Source organism: Acidovorax sp. ACV02 (assembly GCF_014851475.1).
Classification (GTDB): Bacteria; Pseudomonadota; Gammaproteobacteria; order Burkholderiales; family Burkholderiaceae_C; genus Acidovorax; species Acidovorax delafieldii.
The window spans coordinates 75,086-96,458 of sequence record NZ_JACUZU010000008.1; the positions used below are offsets into that span (position 1 = coordinate 75,086).

Genomic DNA, 21,373 nt, shown 5'->3' on the forward strand with positions numbered 1-21,373 from the left:
CCATGGCCCTGATGAGTTCTGCTCCCGCATCGCCTTCGCTCTCACCCTCCCGCCGCGCGTGGCTGCGCTTCAAGCGCAATCGCCTGGGGTACTGGAGCCTGCTGATCTTCTGCGCCCTGGTGCTGGTGAGCCTGTGTGCCGAGCTGGTCAGCAACGACAAGCCTCTTGTCGTGCGCTACGAGGGGCAAACCTACTTCCCCATGCTCAAGGACTACCCCGAAAAGACCTTCGGCGGAGACTTCGAGACACCAACTGATTACCTGGACCCCTTCATCAAGGAGCGCCTCTCTGCTGGCAGCAACTGGGCGCTTTACACCTTGAACCCCTACGGCCCCAACACGCTCAATTACTTCGCCAAGGCACCCAACCCCTCGGCGCCCACGTCAGACAACTGGCTGGGTACGGACGACCGCGGACGTGACCTGCTGGCGCAGCTGCTGTACGGATTCCGTGTGAGTGTGCTGTTTGGTCTGGCGCTCACCATCACAGGCGTGTTGCTGGGCATGCTCACCGGCGCCATCCAGGGATTTTTTGGCGGCAAGACCGACCTGGCGTTTCAGCGCTTCATCGAAATCTGGGGCTCCATGCCCGAGCTGTATCTGCTCATCATCTTCAGCGCGGTATTCGCGCCCAGCATCGCGCTGCTGCTCATCTTGCTGAGCCTGTTTGGCTGGATGGGGCTGTCGGACTATGTGCGGGCCGAGTTCTTGCGCAACCGCCAGCTCGACTATGTGAAGGCGGCGCGCGCCCTGGGGGTGAGCAATGCCCAGATCATCTGGCGCCACATCCTGCCCAACAGCTTGACGCCCGTGGTCACGTTCTTGCCCTTCCGCATGAGCGGGGCCATCCTGGCGCTCACATCGCTGGATTTTCTGGGCCTGGGCGTGCCGCCCGGCACGCCCTCGCTGGGCGAGTTGCTCAGCCAGGGCAAGAACAGCATTGATGCGTGGTGGATATCGTTGTCCACCTTCGGCGTGCTGGTGGTCACCTTGTTGTTGCTGACCTTCATGGGAGACGCGCTGCGCGATGCGCTGGACCCCAGAAAGGCGGATCTGTAACCATGACGGCATCCAGCATGAAACCCGCGCTGCTCGAAGTCCACGACCTGCATGTGCGCTTTGGATCCAAAGAGGTGGTGCGCGGCGTCAACTTCACGTTGGCTGCGGGCGAAAAGCTGGCACTGGTGGGCGAGTCCGGCTCGGGCAAGACCATCACGGCGTTGAGCCTGCTGCGGTTGGCGGGCAATGCCGCCATCACCGGCCAGGCCCTGCTGCAAGGGCGGGGCGACCTTCTGGCGATGACCGAGCGCGAGATGCGCGGCGTGCGCGGCGGCGACATCGCCATGGTGTTCCAGGAGCCCATGACCGCGCTCAACCCGCTGATGACGATAGGCCAGCAGATCGCCGAAATCCTGTTGCTCAAGAAGGGGCTCACCGGCGCCCAGTGCGCGCAAGCCGCCATCGAGCTGCTGGCGCAAACCGGCATCCCCGAGCCCGCGCGCCGCGCCAACAGCTTTCCACACCAGCTCTCGGGCGGCCAGCGCCAGCGCGCCATGATCGCCATGGCCCTGGCCAGCGCGCCGAAGCTCTTGCTGGCCGACGAGCCCACCACCGCACTGGACGTGACCTTGCGGGGCCAGATCCTGGACCTGCTGAGCGACTTGCAGCGCCAGACCGGCATGGCGGTGCTGCTGATCACGCACGACCTGAACCTGGTGCGCCGCTTTGCCGACCGTGTGGCCGTGATGGAGCAGGGGGTGCTGGTAGAGCAGGGCCCTGTGGCCGACGTGTTCGGCGCGCCCCAGCATGCCTACACCCGCCGTCTGATCGCCAGCCAGCCGCGCCGCGATGTGGTCGAGGCCGACCCACCCGCAGGCACTGCGCTGGTGGTGCAGACGCAGGATCTGCGCGTGGTTTACCCCACGCCATTGCCCGGCATCAGGGGCTGGTTCAAAAAAGGTGAGTTTGTGGCCGTGCAAGGCGCCACGCTGCAACTGCTGCCCGGCCAGACGCTGGGCGTAGTGGGCGAATCCGGCTCGGGCAAGTCCACGCTGGCACAGGCCATCCTGGGGCTGCTGCCATACGCAGGTGAGTTGCAGGTGGGAGGGAAGGCGTGGCAACAGCCCGCCACGCGCAACACCCCTGCCAACCAGCAGCTGCGCTGCCGGGTGCAGGTGGTGTTCCAGGACCCGTTCTCATCGCTGTCACCGCGTCTCACAGTCGAAGAGATCGTGGGCGAGGGCCTGAAGGTGCACGAGCCCACACTGACCGTGGCCCAGCGCCGCGTGCGCGTCGAGGCCGCGCTGGACGAGGTGGGCCTGGCCGAGACTCAGTACCCGCGTTTGCTCGAGCGTTACCCGCACGAATTCTCCGGCGGCCAGCGCCAGCGGCTGGCCATTGCGCGTGCCCTGATCGTGCAGCCCCAGGTGCTGGTGCTGGACGAGCCCACCAGCGCGCTCGATGTGACCATCCAGCAGCAGGTGCTGGGCCTGCTGCAGCGCCTGCAAAAAGAAAAGGGCCTGAGCTACCTGCTCATCACCCACGACGTGGACGTGATCCGCGCCATGGCGCACGATGTGGTGGTGATGAAGGACGGCGCGGTGCTAGAAAGTGGCAGCGTGGCCGATGTGCTGGATGCCCCCCAGCACCCGTACACCCAGCGGCTGGTAGCTGCCGCCACAGTGCCTGGTGGGTGAGTTTCAGGCCAAATCTGCCGCAGGCGCTAGTGCAACATGCGCCGGTTGCTATCAATTTTGATTATCTGGTGTCGTCGGCGCCGAGCTGTTCACTGGGCGCCGCAAGCCTTCAGGCCCCGCTGCGCTGTCATCAGGTCCTGACCGCCACCCGGCGCGCATGTTGCTCTGCACCGGGTTGCGCCCAGACGATCTTGCTCACGTCCACTCCCAGGGCCTTCGCGCGCTCCATGAGGTGTTCGCGCACATGCCAGGGCAGGGTGGGTGTGCGTGACAGTACCCACAGGTAGTCGGTGCTGGAGCCCACTACCATCGCCCACTGGTAGTTTTCGTCCAGCGCCACCACGTTGTAGCCGCCATAGAACGGTCCGAAGAACGACACCTTGAGTGCGGCCCGGTCTGGGCTGTCCACAAACTCTGCCCGGCCTTCAGCCTCTCTCCACTGCTTGCGCACCGGGTCGTACCCTCGGTTCACCACCTTGATGGTGTTGTCCGCGTTGCGGCTGTACGTGGCGCTGGCCTGGGTCAGCCCCCGCTCAAACGAGTTTTCAATGCGCGCCAGCTCGTGCCAGTGCCCTGCATACCGGTCCACGTCAAAGCCCGTGACGGGTTGCACGCCATCCGGTGTGCGTGGCGTCGAGCACGCTGACAGCACCAGCACGCCCATCAACGCAGCCGCGCCCATGATGAGCGGCCAGGGGGAGCGGCGAGGTGCGGTGCGGATGGCTTGCATGGCGGGTTCTCCTGTGGGTGGGTTCTGGTGGTGGGGCCAGCGCGCTGGCTGTGCCCTTCTCCTCGCAACCGACTGTAGGGACCGTGGAATGCGCCCGGTGTAGGAAGGCGCTGGCGCCCGGTGTCGGCGGTGTGGCGGGTCTGGTGTCCCTGTCCGGTCGTTGTCGCCGTAGCGTGGGCATTGAGCAGCCCGCGTGTGGCATGTCCTGTGCGTTGTCATCGATGTATGCATGCAGCCTGCCCCGTGCGGGGTTAGAGTGCTGCAGGGCAACGGCAGTGGGGCCTCTCCACCCCTCCCGCGTTCGGCCGTTATGTTGTCAAGGAGGTCCCGTGAACCATCCCAGCTCTCCATCCCTTTCTGCGCTCCCTGCCGCCTCGGCACAGGCGCAGCAACACAGTCTTGCTGCCGACGACCCGGCCACACGCAGCTACCAGCAGGCGCGGCGCAACGGCCTGCCGGGTGCATGGAGCTGTGGCTTGCACCTGGGGCCTCACCAGGTGCTCTGGGCTGCGGGGGCAGATACCCCCATGCCGTCCGTGCGGCTGAGTCTGCCGCTGGGTGACGAGCGTACGGCGCGCCAGTTTTTCCGCCATGCCGTGCCCACACCTCTGGAACTGGAGAACGCCATTGCCGCAGTGGAGGATGAGGTCCATGTGGGCCACCAGCAACTGCAAGGCCTGTTGCCCGGCGGGCAGGTGTGGGCCCCGTGGTCTGCAGATGCGGCGTTGCATGACCTAGCCACCTTGGCGGGCGTGCCGCCGGGGGCCCAGCGCGTGCTGACGCTGGAGACCATGGAGCGTCTCTTCAACCGCCTGGCCGCTGTGGCCGAAGGGCGGCCCGCCGCACACGAAGGCCTGCCGGAGGATCCTGTCTTTGCGGGCACGCTGCTGGTGTTGCGCGAGCTGATGCACCACCTGCCGTTTGCCACGCTGACCCTGGTGAACAGGCCCTAGCCGTTATTCAAAACTGCGTGAGACTGCACGCTCCGCAGCATGTCCTCGCGCAGTGCCAGAGCACTAAGCAAAGGTATCGACCGACTCTCCCAACCCCGGCAGGCTCTGCGGCTTGTTCACCGGGGTGGATCGTGGCTGCTGGCTGGCCTTGGCCTGTTGCTGTGCCTGGGCTCGGTCCATCTGCTCTTGCTGCATCTGGCGCTGGATGGCTGCTATCTGTTGCTGCACCATCTGGATCTGGGCCTGCAGCAGTTTGACCTTCTCCTGCTTGGCCTTGGGCTCTATGTCCTGTCCGGCGACGTTGCGCAGTTCGTCGGTCAGTTCGCGCATCCGTTTTTGCAGCTTGTTGATGTTGCTGGCTGCACTGGCGCTGGACGCTGTGCCCGTCGAAGGGGTTGCACTTGAGATCTGCATGCTGTGTTATCGGCACATCCGCAGAAATCTCAAGCCGTGGCCCGTGCGATGACTTCAGCCTGCGGGCCTTCATGCGTGCGGCGGTGCCGAGAACCACTCCCGCAGGAAGTCCGTCAGCGCGCGCATCTTGGCCGACAGATCGCTGCGTGTGGGGTAGACCAGCGTCACATCGGCCGCCGGCAGCGACCATGTTGGCAGCACGCGCAGCAAGCGGCCTGCAGAAAGGTGGACCGCCACGTCCCATTCGGATCGCATCAGCACGCCGTGGCCCTCCAGCGCCCAGGTGGTGGCAGCTGCGCCATCGTTGGTGCTCAGCATGCCGCGCACCTTCACCGTCTCCTGGCGCTCGCCCTGGCGCAGATGCCAGGTGCCGTAGGTCTCGTCGCTTTCGCGGATCACGATGCACTGGTGGGCCAGCAGGTCTGCTGGTTGCACGGGCTCGCCTGCCTGGGCAAGGTAGGTGGGCGATGCGCACAGCACACGCCGGTTGGCGAGCAGTTTGCGAGCCGTGAGGCGTGAGTCCGGCAGGTCACCAAATCGCACGGCGGCGTCAAAGCCTTGTTCCACCAGATTCACGGGCCGGTCGGTCAGGTGCAGCTGCACCTCCACCTCGGGGTAGGCGCGTGCAAACGCCGACAGGGCGGGGGCAATGTGCATTCGGCCAAAACCCAGCGTGGCTGCCAGCTTGATGAGCCCGCGTGGCGAACTGCGCGCGCCAGCCACGGTGCGCTCCAGCGCATCCAGGTCGCCGAGGATGCGCGCGCCGTCGAGCAGGTAGGTCTCACCCTCGGGCGTCAGGCTCATGCGTCGTGTGGTGCGGCGCAGCAGCCGCACGCCCAGCCGCCGTTCCAGCTGCGCAAGGCGCCTGCTGGCGGCCGGCGGAGTGATGCCCATCTGCTGGGCGGCAGCCGCGAGGCTCCCTTCCTTCATCAGCAGTGCAAAGAACCGCAAGTCTGAAAAAGCGTCCATGGGCTTGTGGTTGATTAGTGTGCTTGATTTACGAATGAAGTAATTTTGAATGACTTTATGTGAATCCTGCTCACTCATAAGATGCCACTGCAACACAACACAAGAACCTTGCAGGAGACAAACCCATGAACACATCCCATCCCCGGCGGTTACGAACATGGCGCGTCGTGGCCACGGCCGCACTGGCCTTGTCCGCCGCCGCTGGCGCATGGGCCCAGGCATACCCCGCCAAGGCCATCAAGCTCGTGGTGCCCTATGCACCCGGCGGTAGCGCGGACATTGCGGCCCGCCTGATCACCGACGAATGGGGCAAGGCCCTGGGCGGCTCGCTGTTCATCGAGAACAAGGGCGGCGCGGGCGGCAACATCGGCGTGGACATGGTGGCCAAGTCCGCACCGGACGGTTACACCATCGGCCTGCAGACCGTGTCCCTGGCCATCAACCCCAGCCTGACGGCCAAGATGCCCTACGACACTCTGAAGGACCTGGCGCCCATCGGCATGGTGGCCAGTTCGCAGCATGTGCTGGTGGTCAACAACGCGTTGCCAGCCAAGAACGTCAAGGAACTGGTGGCCCTGCTCAAGGCCAAGCCGGGGCAATACTCCTATGGTTCAGCGGGGGCGGGCAGCACCTTCCACATGTCAGCCGAGCTGTTCAAGGCCGTGGCAGGCACGCCCATCGTGCACATCCCCTACCGTGGCGGCGGCCCGGCCATGATCGACACCATGTCCGGCCAGGTGGCCATGAGCTTCCCGGTGCTGTCTGCAGCGCAGCCGCATGTGCAGGCGGGCAAGCTGCGCGCATTGGGCGTCACGGGCACGAAGCGTTCACCACTGATGCCCGATGTGCCCACCATTGCCGAGGCTGGCCTGCCGGGCTACACGTTTGAAACCTGGTTCATCGTGTTTGCGCCGGCCGGCACACCCAAGCCAGTCATCGATAAGCTCAACACCAGCCTGAACCAGGCACTCAACGCCCCCGCCCTGAGAGAACGCATGGCCAGGGATGGCTTCGACCCGACGCCTTCGACGCCAGAGCAGGCCCGCGCCCGGCTGGAGCAGGAAATGCCGCAATGGGCCAAGCTCATCAAGGAGCGGGGCATCACGGCAGAGTGAACACGCCTGCGCTGCACTACCCACCGACACCCATGACCACGACCACGACGACCCCGCTTTTCCCCGGCTTCACCGCCCGCCGCGTGCCCACGCCCGACGGCCAGCACATCCACACGCTGGTGGGCGGCACAGGCCCTGCCTTGCTGCTGCTGCACGGGCACCCGCAGACCTCGGCCATCTGGCACAAGGTGGCGCCAAAGCTGGCGCAGCATTTCACGCTGGTACTGGCGGACCTGCGCGGGTATGGCGATTCGGCGAAGCCCGAGGGCGACGCGGAGCACCTGCTCTACAGCAAACGCACCATGGCCGCCGACATGCTGGCTGTGATGCACCACCTGGGCCACCCGCGCTTCACCGTGCTGGCCCACGACAGGGGCGCCCGCGTGGCGCACCGCCTGGCGGCCGACCACCCGGCGGCCGTGCAGCGCATGGTGCTGCTGGACATAGCGCCCACCTTGGCCATGTACGAGCAAACCAGCAATGCCTTCGCCCGCGCCTACTGGCACTGGTTCTTCCTGATCCAGCCCGCGCCGCTGCCCGAACGCCTGATCGAGGCCGACCCCGCAGCCTATGTGCGCGACGTGATGGGTCGGCGCAGTGCGGGTCTGGCCCCGTTCGATGCGCGGGCATTGGCCGAGTACGTGCGCTGCCTGGCATTGCCCGGCACGGCCCATGGCATCTGCGAGGACTACCGCGCCTCTGCGGGCATCGACCTGGTGCACGACCGTGCCGACCGCGATGCGGGCCGCCAGTTGCCCATGCCCTTGCTGGCGCTGTGGGGCGAGCAGGGCGTGGTGCACCAGTGCTTCCAGCCCCTGGCCGAGTGGCAGCGCGTGGCGGCCGACGTGCGCGGCCATGCACTGCCTTGCGGCCACTACATCGCCGAGGAGGCCCCTGATGCGCTGCTCGACGCGGCGCTGCCCTTCCTGCTGGCCGACCGGTAAGGCCGCACCCAACGACAACCCCCGACGCTGACCATGACCACTCCCTCAACGCTCTACCAGAAGCTGGTGGCATCGCACACCGTGGCCGTTCTGGACGAACAGAACGTTCTGCTGTTCTGCGACCTGCACCTGATGAACGAATACACCAGCCCCCAGGCCTTCGCTGGCCTGCACGAGGCCGGGCGCGGCGTGCCCGTGCCGGGGCAGAACGTGGCGGTGGTGAGCCACATCATCCCCACGCACCCGGTGCGCTGGCGCACCATCCAGGACCCGCCCTCGGCCCTGCAGGCCACCAACCTCAAGGCCAACTGCGACCGCCACGGCATCCCACTGTTCGACACCAACGACCCGTTGCAGGGCATCGAGCACGTGATCGCGCCCGAACACGGCATGGTGCGCCCGGGCATGGTCATCATCTGCGGCGACAGCCACACCACCACCTACGGGGCACTGGGTGCCTTGGGTTTTGGCATCGGAACCTCGGAGGTCGAGCATGTGCTGGCCACCCAGACGCTGGTCTACCGCCTGGCCAAAGACATGCGCATCCGCGTGGACGGCGTGCTGCCCACTGGCACCACGGCCAAGGACCTGATCCTCATGGTCATCAGCCGCATCGGTGCGCAGGGCGCACGCGGCTATGTGGTGGAGTTCTGCGGCAGCGCCATTGGCGCGCTGTCGGTGGAGGCGCGCTTCACGCTGTGCAACATGGCCGTGGAGGCGGGAGCGCGCGGCGCACTGATCGCACCCGACGCCACCGCCATTGACTACGTGCTGGCCAAGGCCCCCGACATTGCGCGCGACGTGCGCGCGCAGGCACTGGCGCACTGGGCCACCCTGCACAGTGATGAGGGCGCTGCATTCGATGCGGAACATGTGTTTGACGCGGCTGACGTCGCCCCGTTCGTCACCTGGGGCACCAGCCCCGACCAGGCCATGGCCATCAACGCCACGGTTCCCCGTCCCGAAGAACTGGCCGATGCCGTGCAGCGCAGCAGCGCCGAGCAAGCGCTGCGCTACACCGGGCTCGTCGCCGGACAGTCCTTGCAGGGTGTGCCCGTGCAGCATGTTTTCATCGGCTCCTGCACCAATGCGCGCATCGAAGACCTGCGCGAGGTGGACCGCATTGTGGGCAGCCGCCACGTGGCCCACGGCGTGCGCGCCATGGTGGTGCCCGGCTCCGGCGCAGTGAAGGCCCAGGCCGAGGCGGAGGGCATTGCCGAGCGCCTGGTGGCTGCAGGCTTTGAGTGGCGCCAGCCCGGCTGCTCCATGTGCCTGGCCATGAACGACGACGTGCTCGCCCCCGGCCAGCGCTGCGCATCCACCACCAACCGCAATTTCGAAGGCCGCCAGGGCCGGGGCGCCATCACCCACCTGGTGAGCCCGGCCATGGCTGCAGCAGCCGCCGTCACCGGTTGCATCACCGACGTCCGTACCCTGGAGGTGCCAGCATGAGCGCCGATCACCACACTATCGTGCACGGCCAGGCGGCCCTGCTCGACATTGCCAACCTCGACACCGACCAGATCATGCCCAAGCAGTTCTTGCGCGGCATCGACAAGTCGGGCCTGGCTCCCGGTCTGTTTTACGACCTGCGGTTTGACGGGGAAGGATTGCCACGCCCGGATTTCGTCCTCAACCAGGCGGCTTTCCAGGGTGTGGATGTGCTCATCGCGGGCTCCAACTATGGCTGCGGCTCCAGCCGCGAGCACGCGGTGTGGGGCATGCAGCAGTACGGCTTCAGGGCCGTGGTGGCGTCGAGCTTTGGCGAAATCTTCTACTCCAATGCGCTCAACAACCGCCTGCTGCTGGCCATGGTTTCCGAGGCGGATGTGCAGGCCTTCAAGGCGCAGGCTGCGCAGGTGCAGGGCCCCCTGGCAATTACCATCGATGTGCAGCAGCGCATGGTGCGCAGCGCGGGGCACAGCGCGCAGTTTGTGCTGTCCGACCGGCACCAGAGCATGTTCCTGCAGGGACAAGATGTGATCGGCGCATCGCTGGCGTATGCCGATCAGATACAGGCCTTTGCCCAGCGCCACTGGGCTGCCCAACCCTGGGTGAAGGACGTGGCGCTGCGCACGCGGGCGCGCCTACAGGCCCAGCGCACACAGGGCTGAGCGCGCCCGGTGCGCCGTACCTGCGGGCGGCGTGGGCGGCTTGGGTGGTGTGGGCGGTTGACATCCTGTCCAGTGCACAGGGTGTGGGGGGTGGACAACGTCGCGAGGGACAGGTCCTGATCGGGCGGTAACAATTCGTGCACTTTCACACGGACCCACCCCATCCCCAGAGCCATGTCGCAAAACACCCATACCCTGCACCTCTTCTTCGAAGATCCGATCAAGCTCAAGATGGGCCAGTTGGTCTACCAGTACCTTGCCACGGGCAACACCGAGCAGGCACGGCGCTGGGCCGACAAGCTCGGCGGCGCCGATCTCGATGCGCTGTGGGATGCCCAATGGTTCAACCAGGAGGCGGTCGCCGAACCCGGTCACCTCACGCTGCGGTTCGACACCGGCACGCACGACGACCTGCCGCTGCGCGCGTTGGAGACCCTGTTTGCCCACGGCCTGCGGGCTTCGGTGCTGGAGGTGTTCTACGACCAGGTCGGTGAAACCGAACGCATGCACTTTGACCGGGGCCAGTGGGTGTCCCGCCGGGTGTTCATGGACGCCAACCCGCAGTGGCGCGCTGTGGTGGAGCCCGCGCAGCAGGACGGCGAAGGGCAGGACGGGGAGGCCGAAGACCGCTACGCCTGTTCCAAAGACCCGGCCAAGCCGCTGGCCGTGGCCAAGCTGCGCCAGCAGGAAGAAAAGCGCAAGCTCGAGGCCCAGGAGGCGGCCGAAGCGTTTGTCGAGATGGCGAAGGCGATGGGCAAAGGCGGCAAGTCGCCCGTGCAGGGCCTGATGGCCGTGCTGCTGTTGCGCGCCGGGCTCAAGGGGCTGGTGCACGCAGTGGTCTTCACGGTGGTCACCGTGCTGCTGTTCAAGGGCTTCTGGCTGTGGATGTGCCTGGGGCTGGTGCTGGCCGTGGCGCTGCCGCTGTACTACATGGCCACCGAACACAAGGCGCTGCGCGGGGACGACGGAGACGATGACGCCGCCCCGCCTGGCGACGATGGCCCCGCCACGGTGGTGGCAGCGCAGTAAAAGCATCTCAGGAGAACAACAACATGCTGACGCAAATTGAATGGTGGGGTGGGGTGATCTTTGTGCTGGGGGCGCTGACCTACCGCATGGTCATGGGGGCGCTGGAAAGGCCGACGGACGGCATTCCCTGGTATCGGCTCATGATGCACGTGTTCTTTCTGGCCCCGGCCGCTCTGCTGGCGGGCTACTTCTACCCGCTCACGCAGCCCGCGCTGCAATACGGCTACCTGGCGCTGCTGGCCGTCTCGCTGCTGGTGGTGGCCGTGATGCTGGTGCAGGAGATGACCGGCGATTCGGGCGAGGGCCAAGAAGAGGGGCGCAGCAAGGAGCCCTTGAAGGAGGGCGCGACAGCCGAGGCTGAAGAGTACGAGGAGCCCGGCTGGCTGATGTCGGTGGTCGGCGCCATTGTGCTGTACAGCCCGGTACTCACGGCCTGTGGCCTCGCCAGCTACAAGGCCTGGCCCATGGTGCAGCGCCTGGCGTAGTGCATCCGCAGTGCGCAGTGGGATGGCGGTGGTCTGGCAAGGCTGACAATGCCTGCCCACCATCCCCATGTTTTTCGCAGCCCTTGGTTTTGGCTCGGTGTACCCGCCTTCGTTAGTCCACAACTCCATGTCCCCCGATTCCTTTGCCGATCTTCTGTCGGTCTACATGCGCCGCATCCGCGCCAGCGCCTCCGGCGTGGCCACCGAAATTGGCCTGAGCCGTGAGGCCGTCAACAACTGGCGCAACGGCATCTCGGTGCCCAACCCGCGCTCGCGCGACAAGCTGGTGGCCTGCACCCGGTACCTGCGCCTGACGGAGAGTGAGGCCAACCGCCTGCTCAGCGCCGCAGGGTTTGCGCCAGAATTTCCCCTGCAGGCCGAATCCACCGGTGCGCAGCCGTTTGCCGCGTTCCAGGACAAGGTGTTTGCGCAACTGGCCCAGGCGGTGCCATACCCCATCTCGCTGCTGTTGTCGCCCGCGCACTGGGGGCAGCCGCCGTTCCGGCACGAGCTGCTGCAGCGCGCCCGCGCGCAATACGGCGAAGGCTCGGTGCTGCACATCCAGCCGCCCTACAGCGTGAGCACGGTGCCTGCCGAATACTTCGCGGCCATCGGCCGCCAATGCGGGCTGGGCGATGTGGCGTCGGACTACGAGTTTGAATCCGCGCTGGAGCGCCGCCTGCTGGCGGGCGAGCGCATCTTCTGCCTGGTCAGCCGATTCGAGCAGGGCACGCCCGCGCTGCGCGAAACCCTGGCGGGCATTTTGCGCAGCCTGAGCGAAATGCACAGCGGCCGCCTGCACCTGCTGCTGTGCGGAGGGCAGGCGCTGGCCGACCTCAAGTACCGCAGTGGCGACCTGTCGCTGCTCAACATCGCCCAGGTCCACCACTGGCCCGACCCGTCGCTTGCCGACCTGCTGCAACTGGCCCGCCACCGCTGGCCCGAGCAGCCCTGGTCCGAGCCGGTGGTGGCTGCACTGCAGGCCCTGAGCGGCGGCCATCCCGCGTTGTTTGAAGAAGGCCTGCAATGGCTGGTGGACCACCCCGGCGCGGGTGCCAGCCTGCACGAAGGCCAGCCCGCCTTCAGCGCCTTGCGCACCCACCTGGCCAGCAGCCCGCGCCTGTGGCAAACGTTTCTGCCGCTGGCGCAGGTGCCAGCCAGCCGGGCGCGCCTGCAGCAGTTGCTGGGCGCGGACGACCTCGGCCGCGCACGGCCCTACCTGCAGGACGACGACCTGCGCAGCCTGTTCTGGGGCAACCTCATACTTGCGCGCGGCGTGGGGGACGCAGCGCGGCTGCACTGGCGCAGCCCCACGGTGCGCGAGGCCGGCTGGATGGTGCTGGATTCATGCTCGGCCGACTGACGCCCTGGCTGTCCCGGCCCGTGGTGCGCGCCGTGGTCATTGCGCTGGTCACGCTGTTTGTGGCCAGCGCCGTGTTCACGCCCCAGCACAACCCGGCCACGCGGGGCAGGTTCATGGCGGCGATGAATGTGGGGCCGCTGTGGGGCGAGCTTGTGCAGTGGCGTGTGGCGATGGTCAACGCCCGCTACGAGCTGGATGCCTGGCCCACGGACATTCAGAAGTACGCGCCGCCCATTGCCAACCCGCAGCTGCGCGTTACTTCCCCGCGCCCCAATGTGCTGCAGGCCGACATTGCCCACAACCCCGAATTTGGCAAGCTGGCGGGCACGCAGGTGGTGGTGGAGCTGCAGCCCGGCACCCACACCTGGACCTGCCGCCCCGGCAACCCGCCCATCCCGCAGGGCTACCTGCCCATCAACTGCCAGCAAGGCAGCACCGACGATTTCGAGCCCGCCAAGCCGGTGCCGGACGCCGACCCCTTCGGCTGGATGCGCTCGCTGATTGCATGGTGCGCAGTGATCTTTGGGGTGGGGGCCGTGCTGTGGGTGGTGCGCCACCCGCTCATCGGTGCGGGCCAGCTGCGCCCTGCGCGCCTGCGCCGCACGCCGCTGGCGCGACTGCCGCACATCGACCGGCTGCTGCGCTGGCTGCGGCGGCTGGAACCCACGCTGCAGGCCGCCGACATTCGCCTGGTGGACTGGCGCCGCGCGGTGGCCTGCGCCCAGGCCACGGGCAGCGAGCGCCCCCCGGCCCTGGCCCGCGCGCTGGCCGAACGCGTGTCCGCCCGCTGCCAGCCCAGCACCGACTGGGCGCTGCCCGGTGCGGTGTTTGAGTGGTCGTTCCCGCCCGACCTGCCCGTGTCGCTGGACCGTTGCCTGGTCTTTGTGCCCACGCACGGCATCGACGAAGCCACCGTGCTGCGCCAGCTGCGCGCCGTGCAGACCGGCAGCGATGTGCTGTTGATCCTGAGCGAGCACAGCGTGGACACCCCCTGGCCGCTGCTGCACGCCCACGCACAAGACCGCGCCAACCTGCATGTGATGGCCGACAGCGCCAGCCAGACCGAATGGCTGATTGGTGGCGACGCCCTGCAAGTGCTGCTGCGCCTGCTGGCCGCGCAGCTGCGCATCACCCGCATCTCGCCCTACCAGACGCGCGGCGGTGTCACGCGCGAAGGCGCCTTCTTCGGCCGTGCGCAACTGCTGGCCCGCGTCATCAACCGCGAGCCCGCCAACTACCTGGTGGTGGGTGGGCGCCAGCTGGGCAAAAGCAGCCTGCTCAAGGCCGTGCAGCGCCGCATGGCGGGCCACCCGCACACTGTGTGTCACTACGTCTCGCTGCGCGACCACCGCCTGGCGCCACGCATGGCGTTGCAGTTTGGCCTGCCCGCCGACACACCGCTCGAAGCCATCGTGGACCACCTGCAGGCGCAGTACCAGGGCAAGCGCCTGGTGCTGCTCATCGACGAGGCCGACCTGTTCTTCCGTGACGAATCGGCCAACGGCTACGTGCAACTGTCCACCCTGCGCGCGCTCAGCGAAGAGGGCCGCTGCTGGTTCATGCTCGCGGGCTTCTGGGACCTGTACGCCACCGCCGTGCTGGACTACCAGAGCCCGCTGCGCAACTTTGGCGAGGTGCTGACCATCGGCGGCCTGGAGCGCGATGCCTGCCGCGAACTGGCCACCGAGCCACTGCGCAAGCTGCGGCTGGGTTTTGACAACGAGCACCTGGTGAACCGCCTGGTAGACGCCAGCGGCCAGCGCGCCAACCTGGTCGCCATCCTGTGCCAGGAATGCCTGGAGGCGCTGTTGCCCGGCGAACGCGTGATCGAAAAGCGCCATCTCGACCAGGCCCTGGCCTCGCAGGCCGTGCAGGACGCACTGGCCGGCTGGGGCCGCCTGAGCCACGACGAAGCCGCCTGCCGCCTGGACCGCATCGTGGTCTACCACACGGCCCAGGCGGGCCAGTCCAGCCTGGTCACCCTGGCCCAGCTGCTGCAAAGCCACGGCATCGCAGGCGACGCGCAGGCCCTGCGCCAGTCACTGGCACGCCTGCAGCTGGCCTATGTGCTGCGCAAACACGAGGGCGGCGAATACCGCTTTGCTATCCCGCTGCTGCAGGACCAGTTTGAACCGGCGGAGGTGGAACTGCTGCTGCACCAGGAGCTGGCGGTGCTGGCGCGCGACCGTGATCCGGATTGAGCAGCGCATGGAGTGCTGCGGCGCCATCGCTGCAAAAATTTGAGCCGGATGACCGATAAGCGCTTATTCAATATGCCCTGGCAGCTATTGAATAGATAGCAGATGGCAGGCCGCCTCAAGGCCGCTGCGCCATCACCAGCGCATACAGCGCCTGCGCCGCCACCGACAGGCTCTCGTCCCGTCGCCGCACCAGGTAGATCTGCCGCGTCAGCCCCGGCAGCGACAGCGGCCGCGTGACCAGCCCCGGCTGGTCAAAGTGGAACAGCGTGAGCGCCGGCACCACGCTGATGCCCAGCCCCGCGCGCACCATGCCCATCACGGTGGCGAGCTGCTCCACCTCCATCAGCGTGTGCATGGCCTGCGGGTGCAGGGCGGCCTCCAGGTACTGGCGCACGCTGCTGGTGCGCGCCAGGTGGATGAAGGGCCAGGCGGCCAGGTCCTGCGCGGTGATGGCCTTGCGCCTGCGCGCCAGCGGGTGGTCGGCTGGGCACACCAGATAGAAGTTGTCGCTGCAAAACGGCTCGGCTTGCAGCGCGGGCGTGTCGGCGCGGATGGCGGCCAGTGCAAAGTCGGCATGGCCGCTGGCCACGCGGTCGATGCAGGGCTCGGACAGCACATCGGCAATGTCGATCTCGATGCCTGGGTGAGCGGTGCGGTACTGCGCCAGCACGCCCGGCAGCCAGCCTGCGGCCAGTGACGGCAGCAGCGCCACGGCCACACGCCCGCGCTGCAGTGTGGCGGCACTGCGCACGGCGGCCAGGGCGCTGGTGATTTCGGTGCGGATGCGGCGGGCCGACTCCAGAAAGTTCTGCCCCTCGGGCGTGAGGTCCACATGCCGCGTGCTGCGGTCGAACAGGCGCAGGCCCAGGTCGTCCTCCAGCGCGCGGATGAGGGCGCTGAACGCGGGCTGCGACAAATGGCACAACGTGGCGGCGCGCGTGAAGCTGCGCTGCTCGGCCAGCGCGAGGAAGGCATCGAGCTGGCGGCTGGAGAGGTGGGGGGCGCTCATGCGGGGTGGGTGTGATTCATCTGGTTTTCAGATGGATTCATCGTAACAATCGATTTCACAGAATACAGCCATGTTCCTACATTCACGGTCAGGAGACAACGGATTCATGCCGAACGACCAAAAAACCAACCTGCTGGTGGGCTGCGCCGCCGGCTTCTCGGGCGACCGCACCGACGCGGCCCTGCCCGTGGTGCAGGCGCTCATCGCCAGCGGCCAGCCTGCGGTGCTCATCTTCGAGACGCTGGCCGAGCGCACGCTGGCGCTGGCCCAGCTCGCGCGCCGCACTGACCCCGATGCAGGTTATGAACCCCTGCTGGTGGACCTGCTGCGCCCCGTGCTGGCGCAGTGCCTGGCGCACGGCGTGCGCATCGTCAGCAACTTTGGCGCGGCCAACCCGCACGGTGCCGCGCGTCGCATCCACGCGCTGGCGGCCGAGCTGGGCCTGGCCCGCCCGCGCATTGCCGTGCTGCAGGGCGACGACCTGAGCGGCCCCGAACACCGCGCGCTGCTGCAGGGGGCGCTGGGCAGCGCGATGCCCACCGAGCCCATCGTCAGCGCCAACGCCTACATCGGCGCGCAGGCCATTGCCGATGCGCTGCGCGCAGGCGCCGACATCGTGGTCTGCGGCCGTGTGGCCGACCCGTCGCTGGTGCTGGGCCCCGCGCTGGCGCACTACGGATGGGCATTGGACGACTGGGACCGGCTGGCGCGTGCCACCATGGCCGGGCATCTGCTGGAATGCGGCGCGCAGGTTACAGGCGGCTACTTTGCCGACCCTGGCTATAAGGAGGTGGCGGGCCTGGCGCACCTGGGCTACCCCATTGCCGAGATCGACGCCGACGGCCACTGCACCATCACCAAGCCCCCGGGCACGGGCGGCTGCATCACCGACCGCACGGTGAAGGAACAGCTGCTGTACGAGCTGCACGACCCGGCGGCGTACCTCACGCCCGATGTGGTGGCCGACATCACCACCGCCCGCGTGACCACGGTGGGCGCTGACGCGGTGCGGCTGGAGGGCGTGCAGGGCCACGCGCGGCCCGCCACGCTCAAGGTCAACGTGTGTTTTGAATCGGGCTGGTTTGCTGAGGGCGAAATCTCCTACGCCGGCCCGCGCGCAGAGGCCCGTGCCCGCCTGGCGGGCGAGGTGCTGCGCGAGCGCCTGCATGGCCTGGGCCCGCTGCGCATCGACCTGATTGGCGTGACCAGCATCTTTGGCGACGACACCAGCCGCTGGCTGGATGCACCCGCCTGCAGCAACGATGAAGCCCGCGATGTGCGCCTGCGCGTGGCCCTGCAGCACCGCGACCACGCCATCGCCCAGCGCCTGGTGCGCGAAGTGACCGCGCTCTACACCTGCGGCCCCGCAGGCGGTGGCGGCGTGCGCACGGCGATGCGGCCGCGCCTGGGTACCGTCTCGTGCCTGGTGCCGCGTGAGGCCGTGTCCGTTTATTTCGAGATGGTGGATTGAGGACTCAAGCCATGCCCACTACAAACCTTACCGTCACTGTTCCCTTGTATCGCCTAGCCCACAGCCGCACCGGCGACAAAGGCAACCGCTCCAACATCAGCGTCATCGCCTGGCATCCCACGCTGTGGGATGTGCTGGTCGATAAGGTCACCGAGGCCGCCGTGGCACAGCAGTTTGCGCAGCGCCGCCCGCGCCAGGTCACGCGCTACCTGCTGCCCCAGCTGCAGGCCATGAACCTCGTGCTGGACGACGTGCTCGACGGCGGCGTGAACGACTCGCTCAACCTCGACAGCCACGGCAAGGCACTGAGCTACCTGCTGCTCGATATGCCCGTCACCGTGCCCGCGCACCTGGCAACGCACTTTGGCGGCCCTTCCGTGTAGCACCGTTTTTCTTTTCTATCCATACCAACACCAGGAGACAACATGACCCATTCATCCCCCCGCCGCGCTCTGCTCGCCACTGCCGCCTTGCTGGCGCTCGGTGCATTGCACGCCCCCGCTGCGCTCGCCCAGGCGGCCGGTGCCTACCCGGCCAAGGCCATCACCTTTGTCGTGCCCTTTGCCGCAGGCAGCGCCACCGACCAGCTGGCGCGCGCGCTGGGCCAGTCCATCACCAACGACACCAAGCAGCCCGTGGTCATCGACAACAAGGCGGGCGCCAGCGGCATGATCGCCGCGTCGGCCGTGGCCAAGTCGGCGGCCGATGGCTACAGCGTGCTCATCACCACCAACACCACACACGCCGCCAACGAGCACCTGTACAAAAAGCTCTCCTACGACCCGGTGAAGGACTTCGCCCCCGTCACCGGCCTGGGCAAGGGCGGGCAGGTGCTGGTGGTCAACGCCAGCGCACCGTACAAAAACGTGGGCGAGCTGCTGGCCTTTGCCAAGAAGAACCCCGGCAAGCTCAGCTTTGGCAGCGGCAGCTCATCGAGCCGCATGGCGGGCGAAATGCTCAAGCAGCTGGCGGCCGTGGACATCCTGCACGTGCCCTACAAGAGCAACCCGCTGGCCATCACCGACCTGCTGGGCGGGCAGATCGATCTGATGATCACCGACACCTCCACCGGCGTGCCACAGGTCAAGGCGGGCAAGCTGCGTGCGCTGGGCTACTCCACGCAAAAGCGCAGCACCCAGCTGCCCGACGTGCCCACCATCGACGAAGCCGGTGTGAAGGGCTACGACATGGGCTACTGGTTTGCGGCCTACGTGCCAGCGGGCACGCCCGCGCCGGTGGTGGCGCGCCTGAACGAGCTGCTCACGGCCGCCACCAAGAGCGCAGCGGCCAAGAGCTTCTTCGAGAACGCGGGCTCCGAAGCCTGGACCACCACCCCCGATGAACTCGCCAAGTTCCAGGCCGCCGAAACCCAGAAGTGGGGCAAGGTGATCAAGGCCGCAGGTATCGAGGCCGAATAAGCCACCGGCCCATCCACCGGCTCACCAGCCAGGCCCATCCACCGGGCCGTTTCATTCCCGTTTTTGCTTCTCTCAGCCTGCCTTTGCTGGCAGGTCTGGGCGAAGCCTTGCCCGCGCGCGGCGCAACAGACGCTGCCGTTTTTGTTCCAGAGCCGCCCAAGCGGCCCGCACCACCATCCATCCAAGGAGACAGACACCATGAAACCTCTTCGTGCATTCGGAAAACTCGCGCTCACGGCCGCCGCTGCAGCCGCCATCACGGCCTGCGGGGGCTCCAGCAACGATGCGCCCAAGGGCCCCGCGCTCAAGCTGGCCATCACCGCCACCGAAGCCTTCCCCGGCACCTATGGCGACGTGGGTGAGTACGAGCGCGTGACCGGCACCATCAGCGGCGAGGTGGACCCCAAGGACCCCAAGAACGCCGTCATCCAGGACCTGGCCCTGGCGCCCACCAACGCCAACGGCATGGTCGAGTACCAGGCCGACTTCGTCATGCTCAAGCCCAAGAACATGGCCAAGGCCAGCGGCGTGCTGCGCTACGACGCGCCCAATCGCGGCAACATCCTCACCATGCTCAACCCCACGGCCACGCCCAGCGATGCGGTGTACCTGGAGCGCGGCTATGTGATGCTGTATTCGGCCTGGCAGGGCGATGTGCCCAAGAGCACCGCCGCGCGCCTGACGGTGACGGTGCCCGTGGCCAAAAACAAGGACGGCAGCAGCATCACCGGCCCCTACCGCGCCGAGTTGGTGCCCACGGCCGCCAGCCCCGCAATGACGCTGCCCGGCGGCGTGTTCAACGGCACCATGATTCCGTACGAACCCGCCAGCCTGGACAACACCCAGTCCGGCTACTCGCTCACCCGCCGTGCCAACGAGACGGATGCGCGCGTGCCTGTGCCCGCCAGCGACTGGAAGTTCGCCACCTGTGACACGGGCACCAACGCCTTCCCCGGCACGCCCAGCCCCACCAGCGTGTGCCTCAAGGGCGGGTTTGACCCGGCCTATCTGTACGAGCTGGTCTATGTCGCCAAAGACCCCAAGGTGATGGGCGTGGGCTTGGCTGCGCTGCGCGACACGGTGAGCTTCTTCCGCAGCAAGGCGGCCGATTCCACCGGCACCCCCAACCCGCTCGCAGGCCGCATCACACACACGCTGGGGCAGGGCACCTCGCAGTCGGGCAACGCCATGAAGACCTTTCTGCACCTGGGCTTCAACCAGGCGCTGGATGGTGGCAAGGTTTTCGACGGCATGTACGCCCACGTGGCGGCGCGCCAGACCAACATCAACACCCGCTTTGCCGTGCCCGGCGGCGGCGGCGGCTTGCGCACCGACCACACCGCCTTCGGCCAGACCGCACCGCGCGGGCTGGACAAGGACTACCAGGACGACATCAGCGGCCGCCAGGGCGGCGTGATGAAGCGCTGCGCCGCCACCAACACCTGCCCCAAGTTCTTCCTGGGCCTGTCGGGCACGGAGTTCTGGCAGCTGCAGGGCTCTCCCGTGCTGACCGACGCCAACGGCACCAAGGACCTGGCGCAGCCCGACAACGCCCGCATCTACTACTACTCCAGCACCCAGCACGGCGGGGCAGGGGGCACCGCCAGCATTGCCTATGCACCCACGCGCGCCACGTACCCCACGGGCACGGTGGTGCAGTTCAACGACACCTTCCGCGCGCTGTTCCTGAACCTCGAAGACTGGGTGGTGCGCGGCACGTTGCCACCCGCCAGCCAGGTGCCCAAGCTGGCCGACGGCACGCTGGTGCGGCCCGACGCGCTGGCCTTCCCGGCCATGAAGGGGCTGACCTGGGCGGTGGGCGGCGTGCAGACACCCATCCCGGACTTCATCTACCGGGGCCTGTACAACAACTTCCCGCTGTTCGACTTTGGCCCGCAGTACATCCCGCAGGACGAGGCTGGCATTGCCACCGTGCTGCCACCGCGCAACCTGGGCCGCGACTACGCGATCCTGGTGCCGCAGGTCGATGCCTCCACGGGCCTCACGCGTGCGGGCATTCGCAGCGTGGAGGCGCGTGCGCCGCTGGGCACCAGCATCGAGTTCAACTACGTGGCCACGCCCGGCATCACCGACGTGGCCAACCTCACGGGCAGCTTCATCCCCTTCCACAAGACGCGCGCCGCGCGGCTGGCGGCGGGCGATGCACGGCCGTCGCTGGAGGAGCTGTATGGCACGCAGGAGGGCTACGTTGCTGCGGTGACGCAGGCCGCCAACGACCTGGTGGCACAGCGCCTGCTGCTGCCGCGCGATGCGGACCTGCAGATTGCGCGCGCCAAGGCCGCTGCCGTGCTGCCCTGAGGTGACGTGACGACCCGCACGGCCCCGTGCCGTGCTGTCCCCTGCAGGCCCCCAAACCCTCTCGCACGAGGGTTGGGGGCGTTTTTTTAGCCAAAGTGACCGGATGCGCTAGAGGAATATGCCTGAGCAGCTATCAAAAGCGTA

General features: G+C 67.3%; 19 protein-coding genes. 15 read left to right on the plus strand and 4 right to left on the minus strand.

Translation table 11 applies throughout. From position 1 onward, the window contains the following. Positions 1-11: 11 nt before the first annotated feature. The gene (locus IB236_RS19335; RefSeq protein ID WP_192421852.1) at positions 12-1,058 is read left to right on the plus strand and encodes an ABC transporter permease; all 1,047 of its coding nucleotides are present in this window, start codon (positions 12-14) and stop codon (positions 1,056-1,058) included. A 2-nt stretch (positions 1,059-1,060) separates the two neighbouring features. Continuing rightward, positions 1,061-2,695, plus strand: a complete 1,635-nt coding sequence (locus IB236_RS19340) for an ABC transporter ATP-binding protein (protein ID WP_192421853.1) — start codon at positions 1,061-1,063, stop codon at positions 2,693-2,695. Positions 2,696-2,825: 130 nt separating this feature from the next. Here the strand turns inward: IB236_RS19340 and IB236_RS19345 are convergent, their stop codons facing one another. Beyond that, entirely contained in the window at positions 2,826-3,425 is a 600-nt protein-coding gene (locus IB236_RS19345; RefSeq protein ID WP_121942649.1) for a lipocalin family protein, read from the minus strand. A 329-nt stretch (positions 3,426-3,754) separates the two neighbouring features. Here IB236_RS19345 and IB236_RS19350 point away from each other — a divergent pair, with 329 nt between their 5' ends. Continuing rightward, on the plus strand, positions 3,755-4,378 hold the full coding sequence (locus IB236_RS19350) for a hypothetical protein (protein ID WP_192421854.1): 624 nt from the start codon (positions 3,755-3,757) through the stop codon (positions 4,376-4,378). Positions 4,379-4,441: 63 nt separating this feature from the next. On the opposite strand, the gene IB236_RS19355 is transcribed toward IB236_RS19350, so the two are convergent. Both IB236_RS19355 and IB236_RS19360 read right to left on the minus strand, forming a co-directional pair. Beyond that, positions 4,442-4,792 (minus strand): FlxA-like family protein, encoded by a 351-nt coding sequence (locus IB236_RS19355; protein ID WP_192421855.1) that lies wholly within the window; start codon positions 4,790-4,792, stop codon positions 4,442-4,444. 69 nt (positions 4,793-4,861) lie between these two features. Further along, complete coding sequence (locus IB236_RS19360) at positions 4,862-5,761, minus strand: LysR substrate-binding domain-containing protein (protein ID WP_192421856.1); 900 nt, start codon at positions 5,759-5,761, stop codon at positions 4,862-4,864. Positions 5,762-5,886: 125 nt separating this feature from the next. Between IB236_RS19360 and IB236_RS19365 the strand changes: the two genes are divergently transcribed. From IB236_RS19365 to IB236_RS19400, 8 genes are all read left to right on the plus strand, one after another. Next, complete coding sequence (locus tag IB236_RS19365) at positions 5,887-6,876, plus strand: tripartite tricarboxylate transporter substrate binding protein (RefSeq protein ID WP_121942652.1); 990 nt, start codon at positions 5,887-5,889, stop codon at positions 6,874-6,876. A gap of 32 nt (positions 6,877-6,908) precedes the next feature. After that, positions 6,909-7,820 carry an alpha/beta fold hydrolase gene (locus IB236_RS19370; protein WP_192421857.1) on the plus strand — a complete coding sequence of 304 codons (912 nt, stop codon included), beginning with the start codon at positions 6,909-6,911 and terminating at the stop codon, positions 7,818-7,820. Positions 7,821-7,853: 33 nt separating this feature from the next. Next, on the plus strand, positions 7,854-9,272 hold the full coding sequence (gene leuC, locus IB236_RS19375; RefSeq protein WP_192421858.1) for a 3-isopropylmalate dehydratase large subunit: 1,419 nt from the start codon (positions 7,854-7,856) through the stop codon (positions 9,270-9,272). Next, positions 9,269-9,934, plus strand: coding sequence for a 3-isopropylmalate dehydratase small subunit (gene leuD, locus IB236_RS19380; RefSeq protein WP_056746563.1), 666 nt, complete (start codon positions 9,269-9,271; stop codon positions 9,932-9,934). The genes leuC and leuD overlap by 4 nt, the downstream gene beginning before the upstream one ends. A 174-nt stretch (positions 9,935-10,108) precedes the next feature. Beyond that, the gene (locus IB236_RS19385) at positions 10,109-10,963 is read left to right on the plus strand and encodes a hypothetical protein (protein WP_056746561.1); all 855 of its coding nucleotides are present in this window, start codon (positions 10,109-10,111) and stop codon (positions 10,961-10,963) included. 23 nt (positions 10,964-10,986) lie between these two features. Further along, the gene (locus tag IB236_RS19390; RefSeq protein WP_056746559.1) at positions 10,987-11,448 is read left to right on the plus strand and encodes a hypothetical protein; all 462 of its coding nucleotides are present in this window, start codon (positions 10,987-10,989) and stop codon (positions 11,446-11,448) included. Positions 11,449-11,575: 127 nt separating this feature from the next. Continuing rightward, entirely contained in the window at positions 11,576-12,811 is a 1,236-nt protein-coding gene (locus IB236_RS19395) for a hypothetical protein (RefSeq protein WP_192421859.1), read from the plus strand. Beyond that, positions 12,796-15,012 carry an ATP-binding protein gene (locus IB236_RS19400; RefSeq protein WP_192421860.1) on the plus strand — a complete coding sequence of 739 codons (2,217 nt, stop codon included), beginning with the start codon at positions 12,796-12,798 and terminating at the stop codon, positions 15,010-15,012. The genes IB236_RS19395 and IB236_RS19400 overlap by 16 nt, the downstream gene beginning before the upstream one ends. 115 nt (positions 15,013-15,127) lie before the next feature. On the opposite strand, the gene IB236_RS19405 is transcribed toward IB236_RS19400, so the two are convergent. After that, positions 15,128-16,021: a LysR family transcriptional regulator gene (locus IB236_RS19405; RefSeq protein WP_056746553.1), complete on the minus strand. Its 894-nt coding sequence runs from the start codon at positions 16,019-16,021 to the stop codon at positions 15,128-15,130. A gap of 106 nt (positions 16,022-16,127) precedes the next feature. Between IB236_RS19405 and IB236_RS19410 the strand changes: the two genes are divergently transcribed. The 4 genes from IB236_RS19410 to IB236_RS19425 all read left to right on the plus strand — a co-directional run bounded on the left by IB236_RS19410 (position 16,128) and on the right by IB236_RS19425 (position 21,229). Continuing rightward, positions 16,128-17,492 (plus strand): acyclic terpene utilization AtuA family protein, encoded by a 1,365-nt coding sequence (locus tag IB236_RS19410; RefSeq protein ID WP_192421861.1) that lies wholly within the window; start codon positions 16,128-16,130, stop codon positions 17,490-17,492. Between the two features lie 11 nt (positions 17,493-17,503). Further along, positions 17,504-17,875, plus strand: coding sequence for a hypothetical protein (locus IB236_RS19415; RefSeq protein WP_192421862.1), 372 nt, complete (start codon positions 17,504-17,506; stop codon positions 17,873-17,875). Positions 17,876-17,917: 42 nt separating this feature from the next. Beyond that, entirely contained in the window at positions 17,918-18,910 is a 993-nt protein-coding gene (locus tag IB236_RS19420; protein WP_056746547.1) for a tripartite tricarboxylate transporter substrate binding protein, read from the plus strand. 198 nt (positions 18,911-19,108) lie between these two features. Continuing rightward, entirely contained in the window at positions 19,109-21,229 is a 2,121-nt protein-coding gene (locus IB236_RS19425) for an alpha/beta hydrolase domain-containing protein (protein ID WP_192421863.1), read from the plus strand. Positions 21,230-21,373: the final 144 nt, after the last annotated feature.

Coding starts and splice junctions, on each gene's coding strand:
- IB236_RS19335 (WP_192421852.1), top strand. CDS start 12: ATGAGTTCTGCTCCCGCATCGCCTTCGCTCTCACCCTCCCGCCGCGCG.
- IB236_RS19340 (WP_192421853.1), top strand. CDS start 1,061: ATGACGGCATCCAGCATGAAACCCGCGCTGCTCGAAGTCCACGACCTG.
- IB236_RS19345 (WP_121942649.1), bottom strand. CDS start 3,425: ATGCAAGCCATCCGCACCGCACCTCGCCGCTCCCCCTGGCCGCTCATC.
- IB236_RS19355 (WP_192421855.1), bottom strand. CDS start 4,792: ATGCAGATCTCAAGTGCAACCCCTTCGACGGGCACAGCGTCCAGCGCC.
- IB236_RS19360 (WP_192421856.1), bottom strand. CDS start 5,761: ATGGACGCTTTTTCAGACTTGCGGTTCTTTGCACTGCTGATGAAGGAA.
- IB236_RS19365 (WP_121942652.1), top strand. CDS start 5,887: ATGAACACATCCCATCCCCGGCGGTTACGAACATGGCGCGTCGTGGCC.
- IB236_RS19370 (WP_192421857.1), top strand. CDS start 6,909: ATGACCACGACCACGACGACCCCGCTTTTCCCCGGCTTCACCGCCCGC.
- leuC (WP_192421858.1), top strand. CDS start 7,854: ATGACCACTCCCTCAACGCTCTACCAGAAGCTGGTGGCATCGCACACC.
- leuD (WP_056746563.1), top strand. CDS start 9,269: ATGAGCGCCGATCACCACACTATCGTGCACGGCCAGGCGGCCCTGCTC.
- IB236_RS19385 (WP_056746561.1), top strand. CDS start 10,109: ATGTCGCAAAACACCCATACCCTGCACCTCTTCTTCGAAGATCCGATC.
- IB236_RS19390 (WP_056746559.1), top strand. CDS start 10,987: ATGCTGACGCAAATTGAATGGTGGGGTGGGGTGATCTTTGTGCTGGGG.
- IB236_RS19395 (WP_192421859.1), top strand. CDS start 11,576: ATGTCCCCCGATTCCTTTGCCGATCTTCTGTCGGTCTACATGCGCCGC.
- IB236_RS19400 (WP_192421860.1), top strand. CDS start 12,796: ATGCTCGGCCGACTGACGCCCTGGCTGTCCCGGCCCGTGGTGCGCGCC.
- IB236_RS19405 (WP_056746553.1), bottom strand. CDS start 16,021: ATGAGCGCCCCCCACCTCTCCAGCCGCCAGCTCGATGCCTTCCTCGCG.
- IB236_RS19410 (WP_192421861.1), top strand. CDS start 16,128: ATGCCGAACGACCAAAAAACCAACCTGCTGGTGGGCTGCGCCGCCGGC.
- IB236_RS19415 (WP_192421862.1), top strand. CDS start 17,504: ATGCCCACTACAAACCTTACCGTCACTGTTCCCTTGTATCGCCTAGCC.
- IB236_RS19420 (WP_056746547.1), top strand. CDS start 17,918: ATGACCCATTCATCCCCCCGCCGCGCTCTGCTCGCCACTGCCGCCTTG.
- IB236_RS19425 (WP_192421863.1), top strand. CDS start 19,109: ATGAAACCTCTTCGTGCATTCGGAAAACTCGCGCTCACGGCCGCCGCT.